We start from the raw sequence: 12,232 nt of genomic DNA on the forward strand, positions 1-12,232 counted from the left end.
CTGACGATCGCACAGCGTATCAATTTCGTTTCGCGTCTCGCTGCTTTCATAGATTGTGCGGTCGCCTAAGCTCGCAAGAGATCAAGGCGACCGTCTCCTGCGCTATGGAAAGGCGACCGGCCCCTGCGGTTGATGGTTGTCGAGATGTGCACGAATCGTCGGATAGACATCCACGGCCGCATTTTTGCCGAAGATGCAGTCGATGTGCCCATACCCGTCGATCAAATGATGTTCGTAATGCTTGGGTCCGTAAGCATCGACCAGCATCTGGAACGTCGTCAGTGTGCTCTTTGGCAGATAGCAACGATTCTTCGCGCCGTGTATGAATGCGATCGGCAACTTCATACCTTTCAGGTTCGGCAAGTAGACGTCGGCGCCGTCTGCGCGCAACACGTGTCCCGCGCGTACCATCAGGGACAGATGTTCGAAAAGACGGATATCGTGCACGCCGAACAGTTCCTGCAGGTTCTCGTGCAGCGTTTCGTTGAGTTGCGTGTGCTCGTACACGGGGCCGTAAAGGAACGTCGCGCGATGGCAGATCGCATTACTGCACTCATCGTCTTGCTCAACCGGATAGAGACGCAGTGCTTCGTCGAGCAGGTTCTTCGGCCATTTCTCATGCTCCGTCAGCACGGACAGGTCTTCCACACCGAGGTGTTCGAGCATTTGGGGCACATGCAGGCCCGCTTTGATCCGCCCTAACAATGCCGGTATCGGGTGGGCCGACACCTGCGACAGGACCACCGAACGCACGCCCTCCAATCCCGACAGCAACGACATGGTGAACGCCAGCGCCCCGAGACAATGGGCGACGACCTGGATCGTATCGGCATGTGCGAGCTCGCGAACCTTGGCGACCGCACAAGGGATGTCGTATTCGGCGACCGCGTCGGCGGTGGTCTGTTCGGGAGCGCTCGGCAGGTCGATGCTCACGCGCAGGTCGATCAGCCACACGTCGTACTGCGCGGCGCACAGGAATTCGACAAGATTGGTCTCGATCAGATCGGTCGAGAAAATGCGGCTCGATACGCCCGATCCGTGGATCAGTAGCACGGGCCCTTTGTTACCGCCTTGATAGCGCGTAAGCCGCAGCGTCTTGCCGTCCGGCGTCTGGAAATAAGAGGCCTGCGGCGTCGGAGCGCGCAACGGCCGACGCTCGCGCGCAGGTGCCTTCGGATCGAAGTACTCGAGTGGCGCGAAGACGCCGCCGTATTCGATGAGCAGCACGTCTGCGAAGAACTTCCCGAACTTGAGGGTCCATGCGATGCGCGCTGCCATGTCGGGCGCGTTGGTCACTCCGGTCGTCGTCTGCTGCTTGAGGAAGTTCTCCGGCGTGATGATGAGCGTGGCATGGCCGAGCACGGGCGCGTCGTCGGTAGTGGAATCACGAATCTGGACGTAGAGCGTGTTCGTCTGCTTCCATAGTTCAAGCGGCGACGTACGCGTGATGATCTTGCGGCCGACGAATCCAAAGCGCTTGCCTTCCACCGAGTCGAGTGTCATCCGGTAGACCATATTGCGCCGGTCCACGTGCGTTTCGTCGATGACGAACAAGTTGAAGCGGCCGTCCTCGATGGTCATGGGTTCGCGCGACAGCGCAGGGCACCTCAGCGTGCCGACCATCGTCGCCTCATGTTCGGGACTGGCAAGCATGGCTTCGAGATCGCTCGAGTCGACGGTGAGCGTGAAGCTCATCGGGACCTCGGCGCTTCCCTCGGGCGCAACCGGCGTATAGCTGCCGACCATCGTTTCGGTGAAGCGCAGGCCGATCTTCTCGGTGGGGGGCGCGGCGGCGGTGCCGGCCGCCGTGTAGTCTATTTTCCAGCCATTGGACGCGGCAATCTGCACGCAGTTGCGTTCGGCGAACGCAGATATGGTGAGAAGCGGATTCACGCCGAGCGACATTGGCATCACGGCGCCATCCATCACGTATAAGCCCGGATGCACCTCTTTGCCTGTCGTGCCCGAGTACACACGCCCCGCATGATCGACAACGCCGTGCTGCGCATCGTCCGCCATCGCACAGCCGCCTAGCGGGTGTACGGTCACGAGGCGGTCCTTGAAGAGTTCCGTTGTAAGCGGATTGCGGATGAATACGCCGCTAAGCGCCTGTGTGGCCTGTTCGAGCGTATCGTTGACCGTCTTGAAGATGGGCTGCTTGCTGGGGTCGTCCCATTCGATGCGCGGGCGGCCGTTTTCAACAACAATCTGGCCTGCTTCGTCGTCATGTGCCATCACAAGGTAAGTCTGCGTGTTGTGCATCGCGCCGCGGTATGGGTCAGCCGCTCCTGCGAGAAGGCGCTCCGCGGCGCGCAGCGCGTGTTCGCCTTCGGGGCCCGCTTCCTCTACGCCTTCCGCGGGCGTGGCTGCGCTGAGCAGGCCCATCATTGCTTCACCGATTGGCGCGGCGAAAGACCCTTCTTCGATCACGAAGCCGTCTTTCACGTCCGGCGTGTCGCGATGATCGATGATGCCGGTAATCGTCGGGCCGACCTTGGGAATCTCGCCATGATCGTGTTTGCCCCAGCCGACGCCGTTGATCTCGCGATCGGTGTTGAAGCCGAACGCAAGCACGTCGCCGTTACCAGTGAAGCGCTTGCCCAGTTGATCCGAGACCGTCAGACGCCCCGCCTGACGCGAGCGAAGTAGGATCGCGGTCGAGCCGATCGTACCCGCCGACAGGATCACGTGGTCCGCGGTCATGAAAAGCTCGTCTGCACAATAGATCTCGCGCCCGATGTCGATCAACTGATAGTAGATGCGCCAGGTGTTGTTTTCGTCGTCGCGCTCGACGGAATGCACATCGACACCCGTGAAGATCTGCGCGCCGTGCGCGACGGCGTCCGGCAGGTAGTTCATATGCGTTGAGTTCTTGGCGCCGTGATTGCAGCCGGAATTGCAGTCGCCACAGCCGATGCAGCGATTCTGTTCAACGCCTGCTGCATTGAGTCCGTCCTTGAAGGTGACGGTAACGGGAGGCCGATAGAACGACTTGTCCATGCCGAGCGTGTGCGCGGACTCTGAAAGCGCTTCGAGTTTTGGCAAAGGGCCAAAATCGGCCGGCACGGGTGACGGCTGAAGCATCGCGATCGCGCGTGCGTAGCCGGCTTCGATGCCGGCCTTGTCCGCCTGAATGGCGGCGGGCCAGCGCGAATCTGTCCAAAGGCGTGTGTCTGGATGGAGCGCGACGTTCGCATTGATGAGCGACGTACCGCCGAGCCCGCACCCGACGACCGCGTTCATCTGTTCGTTCACGTGAATCTCGATCAGCGCCAGCGGCGAGTCGACGCGCATAGCGTCGAGGTTATACTGAATCTCCTTGAGGCCGTCACCCTTCGTCGCAGGGAAGTCGCCCGCCATATATTCGCGCCCGCGCTCCAGCAGGCAGACCTTCCGTTTCGCTCGCGCCATGCGGCTCGCGGCGATCGCGCCGCCATATCCGGACCCGACGACAACGACCTCGTAATGCTGTTCTTTCGCCTTGATGGCGCTTGACAAGCGGTTCATTCGATCACCTCGCATTCGAACGGGATACGGCGCGGAAGACCCGGCGTATGCGTTAAATGGGACAGCCGGGAGTCTGTGGTTTCTTTATCTTAGACGGTGTCCGTCGTCAGAAAATCATTTCTTTGTAGTGCGAATGGATCGACACGTGTACGCCGAAAAAAATAAAACCGCACGACGCGGGTCGATCCGGGTTTGCGTGCGATTGGCTCAGGACTTCGATCGGTCAATTGGAGTCGTCTGCGCCATCAAGCGACCAAAATATCGAACTTCGGTAGCAGGTCGCGTAGGACATAATCGCGGTGCCGGGTCGCCGCCCGATAAAAGCCAAACGCCGGATGGGCTTGCAATTCCTCGAATGAGAGATGACCTGTCCGGCTCACCAGATCATCGAGCCAGTCGTTTCGTGCCTGGTAGTCGCGACAGACTTCGATACCGTACACCCCCCAATCGCGCAAAGCGGTCTTCCACTGTTCAACGCGATCGGGTGCCTCCGCCGCGTAGGCAAGGACTGCGCGAATCCGCTCCTCGATCTGCGAAAACGAGACGGCTGGCGCTGTGTCCTGGCCATATCGAGCTTTCGCAAAAGACATGAAATACTCGTACAGGCGCGAACAAGCCTGGAAGTACGTCTGCTGATTTTTACGCGATTCTTTTGTGCCGTTCACGTAAGTAAAAGACCACTCCAGATATGGCTGATCCGGATACGTCAGGACAGCGCCATGTCCAAGCTCCGGTGCCGCGCCGAATCTTGCTTCGAACGCAGACCATTTCTCTTTCAGGACGCCGATCACCGTCGCGTGGTGGGCCAGCTCAGTCACAATGGAGTCCGGATCGACACAGTTAAGTCTGGATTCGATGCCGCTGAAGCCATAATGCGAGAACGTGTCAGCGTATGTATGCGCGGCAACGCCGATCGACTGGAGAGCGAATGGACCTGCGGCGCTCTGGATAAAGTGGTCCATCATTTCCTGAGCTACCTGGCTGTCCTGTCGCGCCACAACCCGTTCCTTGAACGTGACTCCCTGGTTTCCGGGAAGAAAGTGAAAGGGCACCCAGACGAGGCGGCAATCGTCTTCATCCCGCCTCGCGAAGCGGGATAGTGACCTTTCCGCCGTGGCGAGTGGATGGTGTGCGGTGGCGATGCCGTACACGCCCTCTCCGGTCTCTGCAGCTAGCAGGTCTTCGAAGTTCTGGTCGTCAACGGTCTGCGCGGAGTACGCGATGATTTCGGCGTCTGCCTTCGGAATGCCGGCCGCGGCGGCCATCGCATAGGTGCCGTAATAGTGCATGTCGTATTGCATACTGGCCTCGTGCGGTTATGACAGATTTGGGGGCGACCCACCTACATGAACGGTTAAGCATTTAAACCTTAAACGGACGGATAATTTCCGTTTAGCGCCTTCGGCGCGGGTGATCACCGGTCGGCCAGCGGGCTGCTTAAGATGAGCCGACGCTGGCCGATGACGGACAACTCGCTGGGCAAGCGAGTCAGTTGTAGCGTCTGAAGTGTCAGATCGGTACCCGGAGGGCTGCGAGGTTATGCCATTATCACTATAGGCGGTTCCGCTCGACCTTTGAGCCCAAAGGTTTGTCAATTACCGACAATTCGTACATCGCCGGGATGCGTTTCGTTAGGAAATGCGGCGTGAGAAATGGCCGCGCCGCCGAAATGTCGAAACGCTGCGTTACCGTATATCTGCGGCAACTGTCCACGAAGTCTTTGTTGATAGAAATCGGGTTGAACCGAAGCGAAGATATTCATCACCATTAGCTGCACGAAAAAGAAGAACGCAGCGAGGCCAACCGCTTCTGCGATGCGTAGCCATTTTGGAACCGGCGACGCCACGAACACATGGTTGTCGGCGGTCCACGCAATATACAGCGTCGTGAAGAACGTCGTCAGCAACCATGGCCACCGAAGCCAGGTCTCGATCAGGACATAGCCGGATTTTGCAACCCAGTAGCGGGCGAACGTGGTTGTTGTTCGCGTCAGCTCAGGGTTTTCAAACCGGTCGCTTGCGTACAAAACGGTCACAGCGCTTCCGATCAGCCATTGCAGCATGACCCCAGCATGAGCGTTAATCATTTAGATCACCGCCGCTTCAAAACGGTCCTCAGTATTGGCGAGAGAACCGTTCGCCTACGCTCGCGCGTCGCACCGCGTTCAGTCTGACGACGGATGCCAGGGAGTGAATTTCATCGGGTAAGCGTGCACATTGGCCGGTATTCCGTCCATGCCGATCGATCGGCGCGTCATGGGTCGCCGCATGCAGCGCGACGAGCTACGTTTTCTCGAGCCCTTTTAGCCGTCGTCATCGAGAAGACGAGCGGCGCGCGCGTAAATTTAACAGTTTTCAGTGCATCGACTGGTTGCGCTCGACCAGTCTGTCGGTTGCCATGGGAGACGTTTAAATCGTCGACGGCATGATCATCTGACCTCGGAACGGGTGGTTCAGTCAATGCCTGAACCGCCTCCGATTTTTCTGGACACGAATTTGGGGTAAAACCTGTGTCTGGAAACGGAGTTGAAGAGGCATGGGCAGATGACCCGCCGAGGCAGGGTCAGGGCACTCTCGGCAACGCGACCGCCAACCACACATGTTGCGACGGCACCGCGCCAGGTGTGGTGCTGGGACATGACCTATTTGCCGGCAACCGTGACCGGTCGATGGTTCCACCTGTACCTGATCCTCGACCTGTACAGCCGCAAGATCGTAGGCTGGGAGGTGCACGACAGCGACGCTGCCGAACATTTGGCTCACCTGGTGCGCCGCACGGCGCTCGCTGAAGGCATTGCCGCCTTTGAGACCAGACCGGTGCTGCACGGCGATAACGGCGCCACGCTCAAGGCCGCCACCGTGCTGGCGGTGCTGCACTGGCTGGGCATCAAGCCGTCGTACTCGCGCCCCCGGGTCAGCGACGACAATGCCTACGCCGAGGCGCTGTTCCGCACCTCGAGATACCGGCCAGAATTCCTGGCCACGGGCTTCGACGACCTGGACGGCGCCCGTGACTGGGCTGCCGCTTTCGTGCACTGGTACAACCTGGAGCATCGCCATAGCGGCACCCGCTGCGTGACGCCCGCGCAGCGTCATGCCGGCGGCGACCGTGTGCACGGCGGGCTTCTCGCGCCGGCCGTCGTGCAGCGCGACCTTCCACTTCGCCGCAGCGAGCTCGAGTGACACCGCCAGTACGACTTCTTCGCCACTGGTGGTGAACGTCTGATCCGTGCGCATGATGTTCTCCTTTGAACAGGACTCGACACGCTGATATTACGTATCAGTTCGTCGACGCCCCCTGTTCATAGGATCTGTCACCCGGTCGCCACGGGCTGATACCGGCGCCCACGGAAACGATCTCCCCGGCAAAATCGTTGCCGAGGACCAGAGGAAACTTTCCTGCCCCCTTGAGGCTCAGGAGACGCCGGCCGTACCCCTTGGCGCGCTTGACGTCGATGGGATTGACCGATGTTGCCTCGACCCGGACCAGCACCTCGCCTTTTCCCGGTCTGGGCATCGCGGTCTTTTGTGTCTCCAGCTGGATGAGGTCCGCCGGTCTCAGGCAAAGCAGCTTCGTTGCGGTGCTCATGATCGCGCGACCTCCGCGCCGTTGGTCGACCGGGCGAGGCTGACTTCACCCAGATAAACGCTTTCACCCAATTCGCATTTGCGCCAGGCGTTGCCTAGGGCATGACGGATTTCGACCCGGTAGATGCCGCTGCCCCTGGCCAGGCCGCCGAACCGGAAATCGCCGAAGCCGTCCGAGACGGTTTCGGCCAGCTTCTCGTTGCCGACGTACAAGGCCACCGCCGCATCCGTGACGCACTCGATCACGTCTCCCATCCGGGCGCTGACGCTTCCGCCGATGAAGCAGGTTTCCCAACGCTCGAGGCCGCTGTACCAGACGCGAGGCTTCGTGCCCAGGTTGGGCCGCAGTCCCTTGAGCCCCTCGCGCCGGGCCTTCTCGGCCATCGCTGCGTCATCCAGCTTGACCGTCTCGAAGACATCGGTGGGGCATGACTGCTGGCAACGTGGCTGGGGCCAACCCTGGTCGAGCAGATGGGCATCGAAGATCCAGATCTGCGGCAGTTGCAGCTCTTCATTCCAGACGATCGCCTTGTACGGGCACGACTTCACGATGTCTTTCCGGCCCCGCGCCTTGTCCGGGTCAATAATGACGATGCCGTCGGCGCGCTTGCGAATGGCGCTACCGCCCACCCGCATGCACGGTGCTTCGTCGCAGTGGTTGCACATGACCGGCAAATACGTGGTCTCGACCATATGCGAGTCGCCCTGAACACGGCGCAGGATGCGGACGGGGCTCTCGGCATCGGCCGCAGCGGGCGCGGCATAACCGGGGAAGTCGTTGCCGACGTGCTCGTCCCGCGCGGCGATGACGCAGTTCTGGCAGTTCTCGCAACGCCCGACCTTGATAACCAGATTCCACTTGCTCATTCCATGTTCCTCACGCTGCGCGACCGAGCATGAACGCCTCGGCACTTCTCCACTTTTCGACCTGCACCAGGCAGGAATTCGGACTCATGCTGCTGGTGCCGGCGGTTTGAGGCCGGTCGGGGGTCAGCATATTCATGCAACCACCGATCTCGACGCGCTCGCCATCGATTTCAATCAGTTGAAATTCGGCGCTCGCCTCGTACGACTTGACCACTCCCGCGTTGACCAGCGGCGAGACATCGGCCGCGCAGATCACTGCGCCCCGGTCGTTGTAAACCTTGACCAGGTCGCGATGGGCAATGCCTCGAATGGCTGCGTCTGCCCGACTAAGCCTCAGCAGCCAGAAGCGGTGCCCGCCGACCAGCGCGCGATGGTCCTCGATGCTGTTCACCGAGGAGTTCTTGCCGTCGCAATGGGTATGGAAGCTGTAACGACTATGAGTGGCAATCAACTGCAGCGGATAACGCTGGGCCAGGTCCGAGCGCAGCCCCTCCCAGGAGGGGATATACCGGTTAAGCGCCGGGCGCTCGGGATTGTCCGCAGTATGCCGCTTCAGCAACTCCGGCACGAACTCCAGCTTGCCGCTCGGCGTCTGCAGTCCTGTTCCAAATTTTTCGGCGAACTGGGACGGCAACGGGTGGGGTTCCTGAAGGTCTTTCCGCCGGCCCTCCGCGAACCAGCGCATGTCCACCGGATGGCGCAACTCGGGCTTTTCGGGTGGCACGACAAAATAGCCCTTGCGGCAGAACTCGCGCCACGAAATGTGATCGGGCAGATCCGACGAGTCGAAGACCCGCTTGACCCAGTCAAGCTCGCTGCATCCCTCGGTGAACACCCCGCCCAGGCCCAGCCGGGTCAGGATGGCGGTGAAGATGTCGTAGTCGGAGCGGGACTCGCCCAAAGGCTCGATGCACTTGTGCTGCAGCGTCATCATGCGATGATTGACCGTGCCATGCCCATGGTGCGCGTAGCCGCCGGAATTCGACCATTCGCCGATGTCCCAGCGCTCCAGTGGAGTGCACGCAGGCAGGATGATGTCCGCAAACTGGGCCTCGCCCTCCATCCAGATCGACTGGTTGACCACGAACTCGATGCTGGAGTGCCGGTAGGCGTCGGCCCAGCGTCCGGAATTCGTCACCGTGCTGAAGGCGGATCCGCCGTAACGATAGATCATGTGGATCGGCGAATACCCAGGCATGGGGTAGGCGAACGGCGCAAACTGGGCTTCCTGCGACATGCCGTCCCAGAGGTAGCCCGTGGCATGGCCGTTGATGATGGCGTCGGGCAGTTGCTGCCGCGGGACCATCTGCTTGACCGGATTCATGGTCAGGATATGCGGCATGCGCTGGTAATTGTTGACCGCATTGGCGGTCCACGCCAGGTCGCCGGAAATGCCACCGTCCGCATAGCCGGGGAAATAGAAATGGAGGTCATGGGGAGCACCGACTTCAAGGCAGCCGAAATTGACCCCCGGCTTACCCCAGCCCTGCATCGACATCATCATGATCATGCAGCGCGCCCATTGCGCTCCGGTCGCGCCGCGGCCCGCGCCACCGAATCCCGCGCCGGTCATCCCGACGGCCAGATGGACCTTCCTGTTTCCCCATCGGCGCGCAAGCGCACGGACGTCCTTGGCGGGCACGCCGGTCTCGCTCTCCTGCCACTCAGGAGTCTTGGGAATGCCGTCGGTTTCGCCGAGAAGATAGGCCCTCCACTCGTCGAACCCGGTCGTGCGGGTGGCGACGTAATCCTTGTCGTACAGGTTCTCCACGGCCCACACATACATGATGGCGGTGGCGAGAGCAGCGTCGGTCTGCGGTCGGACCGGAATCCAGCGGCCGCCCAGCAATTGGGCGGTGGGGTTGCAGTGCGGGTCGATATGAACGAACTCGATGCCGAGCTCCTTGGCCCACAGGCGCCGCGGCGTGCCCTCGAATCCCGCATAGGCCCCGTTGGTGCTTTCGGGGTCGCAGGACCAGAAGACGATCATGTCGGCTTCCTTGAGGCAATCCTCGACGCCACCATAGCCGGACGGCACGCCGATGCGCATCGAGTTGCCGAAATGATGCATGGCGCCCCAGTACCAGCCTTCCCAACTGTCCGGATTTGCGGCGACCCGCGTGAAGCCGATCAGGTTGGCAAAGCGCGTCAGCGCGCTGAGGTAGTAGCCCACATTGCCCCACTGGTGGTGGGACGACAGGGGGAAGGTAATGGAACCAGGACCGTGAACGCGCTTCTGCCGGTTAATTTCATTGGCGAGAATGTCCAGGGCCTCGTCCCAGCCAATACGCACATAGCCAGACTTGCCCCGGTTCTGGGGATTGCGTTCGCCGTCAGGGTCGAAATCGACCCGCTTCATGGGATGAAGGATGCGCTTGTCGGAGTAGACGAGCGACTTGAGCGTCAAGGCGTGCGGCGCGACCAATCCACGCCGTGGCGGACTGAAGCGGCGTCCGCGCGCCTCGATCACCCAGCTTGGCGCATCCGTGCTGTCCAGCTCGATGGGGGTCACCCGAACGACGCGACCATCCTTGACGTAGACGAACAGAGGCCCGCCGTTGGTGCAGGTGGTGTAGCGGCGGGTACCGTCGCGCATCGGCGTGCCCATCGGCAGGCCGACGGTCTGCATCATGCTCAGGGTTTGCATGAGCCAAACCAGAAGTTCGTCCTCGCCCTCGGTGACCACCTTGAAGTTCTTGGCGGCGTGGATGATTTCGCCCTGATCCGGCTTGGGCGAAAGGAACTTCAGGGCGGTGGCCACATCCTTGAAGGCCATGCGCACGTCGGGCCGCCGATGCCTGCCGGCGCGCGACCGAACGCGCCCGTTCGTGAACGTGATGACGCGACCGATGCTTTCATCCATGAGTCCGATCCAGGCCACGAGGTCGCGCTCCTTCAGGCGATCACGATAGGCGGGAAAGCGGCGTGCCGTCAGGTCAAGGACCTTGGGCAAGGCAAAAAGAATGGTCTTGAGGACCTGTCGTTTCATTGTTCGATCCAAAGAGAAGCTTTGCTGCGCAAGCGGTGGTCGTAATCGATCGTGAAGTCGCGGACCGCAGCCAGGTGGTGCTAGAACGTATAAGCAACGTTCACGAAGACGTTAAGCGGATTGATTCGCAGCGTCGATCTGGAAACGATCTGCGTTCCCGTTGCGGTCTGCCCGTATAACGTCAGGTGGGTCTTCACCGGAACGTAGCCGAGAGAGGTTCCGATCGACCAGTGTTTTGTAATCGCGTAATTTGCCCCGACCTCGAATACAGGATTCCACGATGAACTGAGCGTCGCACGTGCCGAGCCGCCTGGACCCAGGCTATCAGTGACAAACTGGCTATTGGTTGTCCGAACCTGGGTGAACCACGTATAGTTCACGCCGAGCCCTATGAACGGACGGAATTTCGATTCGGCTGAAAACAGGTGGTATCGAAGTTCGATGGCGGGCGGCATCGGCTTTGTCGTGCCGAGGTTGCCATACTTCTGTAGCGTCCCGTCGCCAACCAGATTCACCTTCATCGGTAGTCCAAAAAGCATCGCGACACCAATGTTGTCCGTGACGTAGTACTCGGTGGTAATTCCCACCGTATCCGTCGAGCTGGCATGCGCTCCGCTACCAGACAGCTGGTGATTCACCGCTACGCCGCCAATGCTTTCCACGGTTAGTGGCGTTGCGTCACCCTGTGGCGCAATGTGAAGCCATCCTGTCGACAGCGTTATGCTTCCGGCAGACTGCGCATGGGCATTGTCGATAACCGCGGCCGAGCAGATGCAAGCCGCCATACCGACCGAACTGATTGCGCGTTTGTAATTCCTCATGTCTCTTCTCCTGTCGCTATGTCTGGAAATTTTTATGAATCATTGGTGTTGCGGCTGACTCTGCTCAATTGATTGCTTTATTCCTTTGGTACAGCTAGACATGCCACACACTCCGATCGCCCTGCGCCCTAGTAAGCGTGCATGGCAAGACGTTCCGTCTCAGGCGGGAATACGGACCACGTACCGTCGCGGTGCCGGAAGAAAAAGAATCCAAGCGGGCCTGTCGGTAGCAGTAGCTCGATACGCACACACGGCCTCTGATTCGAACGTGCACGGCTGAATCGGGTAACCCGAACCGGCGTCGAAGAAGTCGGCCCGAGCCATTTTTCAACCTGCGAACGCAAAGACCTTTCTGATGCAACACCCATCATCTTCATCCACAAATTAGGTTTACTAAGCTCATAACATCGTCAGGCATTGGAAATACGCATCGGGGCGCGTGCGGGTGATTAACCTTTAAT

Annotated in this window: 7 protein-coding genes and 1 pseudogene; 1 reads left to right on the forward strand and 7 read right to left on the reverse strand. The window is 60.2% G+C overall.

Annotated elements, in window-relative coordinates; all coding sequences use genetic code 11:
• Window positions 1-102 precede the first annotated feature (102 nt).
• The 3 genes from GNZ13_RS27470 to GNZ13_RS27480 all read right to left on the reverse strand — a co-directional run bounded on the left by GNZ13_RS27470 (window position 103) and on the right by GNZ13_RS27480 (window position 5,569).
• Entirely contained in the window at window positions 103-3,507 is a 3,405-nt protein-coding gene (locus GNZ13_RS27470) for an alpha/beta fold hydrolase (protein ID WP_172170445.1), read from the reverse strand.
• A gap of 245 nt (window positions 3,508-3,752) precedes the next feature.
• Window positions 3,753-4,808, reverse strand: coding sequence for a DUF6765 family protein (locus tag GNZ13_RS27475; RefSeq protein WP_172170447.1), 1,056 nt, complete (start codon window positions 4,806-4,808; stop codon window positions 3,753-3,755).
• 290 nt (window positions 4,809-5,098) lie between these two features.
• Complete coding sequence (locus tag GNZ13_RS27480) at window positions 5,099-5,569, reverse strand: hypothetical protein (RefSeq protein ID WP_172170449.1); 471 nt, start codon at window positions 5,567-5,569, stop codon at window positions 5,099-5,101.
• 463 nt (window positions 5,570-6,032) lie between these two features.
• Between GNZ13_RS27480 and GNZ13_RS27485 the strand changes: the two are divergent.
• Window positions 6,033-6,617 (forward strand): annotated as a pseudogene (locus GNZ13_RS27485) (transposase); the annotation flags it as partial.
• Between the two features lie 169 nt (window positions 6,618-6,786).
• On the opposite strand, the gene GNZ13_RS27490 reads toward GNZ13_RS27485, so the two are convergent.
• From GNZ13_RS27490 to GNZ13_RS27505, 4 genes are all read right to left on the reverse strand, one after another.
• Window positions 6,787-7,095 (reverse strand): alcohol dehydrogenase catalytic domain-containing protein, encoded by a 309-nt coding sequence (locus tag GNZ13_RS27490; protein ID WP_172170451.1) that lies wholly within the window; start codon window positions 7,093-7,095, stop codon window positions 6,787-6,789.
• Window positions 7,092-7,961 carry a 4Fe-4S dicluster domain-containing protein gene (locus GNZ13_RS27495; protein ID WP_172170453.1) on the reverse strand — a complete coding sequence of 290 codons (870 nt, stop codon included), beginning with the start codon at window positions 7,959-7,961 and terminating at the stop codon, window positions 7,092-7,094. The genes GNZ13_RS27490 and GNZ13_RS27495 overlap by 4 nt, the downstream gene beginning before the upstream one ends.
• A gap of 10 nt (window positions 7,962-7,971) precedes the next feature.
• The gene (locus GNZ13_RS27500; protein WP_172170455.1) at window positions 7,972-10,950 is read right to left on the reverse strand and encodes a molybdopterin-dependent oxidoreductase; all 2,979 of its coding nucleotides are present in this window, start codon (window positions 10,948-10,950) and stop codon (window positions 7,972-7,974) included.
• Between the two features lie 80 nt (window positions 10,951-11,030).
• Complete coding sequence (locus tag GNZ13_RS27505) at window positions 11,031-11,771, reverse strand: OmpW/AlkL family protein (RefSeq protein WP_172170457.1); 741 nt, start codon at window positions 11,769-11,771, stop codon at window positions 11,031-11,033.
• Window positions 11,772-12,232 lie beyond the last annotated feature (461 nt).

Source organism: Paraburkholderia elongata, from assembly GCF_013177735.1.
Classification (GTDB): domain Bacteria; phylum Pseudomonadota; class Gammaproteobacteria; order Burkholderiales; family Burkholderiaceae; genus Paraburkholderia; species Paraburkholderia elongata.

Coding starts and splice junctions, on each gene's coding strand:
- GNZ13_RS27470 (WP_172170445.1), bottom strand. CDS start 3,507: ATGAACCGCTTGTCAAGCGCCATCAAGGCGAAAGAACAGCATTACGAG.
- GNZ13_RS27475 (WP_172170447.1), bottom strand. CDS start 4,808: ATGCAATACGACATGCACTATTACGGCACCTATGCGATGGCCGCCGCG.
- GNZ13_RS27480 (WP_172170449.1), bottom strand. CDS start 5,569: ATGCTGCAATGGCTGATCGGAAGCGCTGTGACCGTTTTGTACGCAAGC.
- GNZ13_RS27490 (WP_172170451.1), bottom strand. CDS start 7,095: ATGAGCACCGCAACGAAGCTGCTTTGCCTGAGACCGGCGGACCTCATC.
- GNZ13_RS27495 (WP_172170453.1), bottom strand. CDS start 7,961: ATGAGCAAGTGGAATCTGGTTATCAAGGTCGGGCGTTGCGAGAACTGC.
- GNZ13_RS27500 (WP_172170455.1), bottom strand. CDS start 10,950: ATGAAACGACAGGTCCTCAAGACCATTCTTTTTGCCTTGCCCAAGGTC.
- GNZ13_RS27505 (WP_172170457.1), bottom strand. CDS start 11,771: ATGAGGAATTACAAACGCGCAATCAGTTCGGTCGGTATGGCGGCTTGC.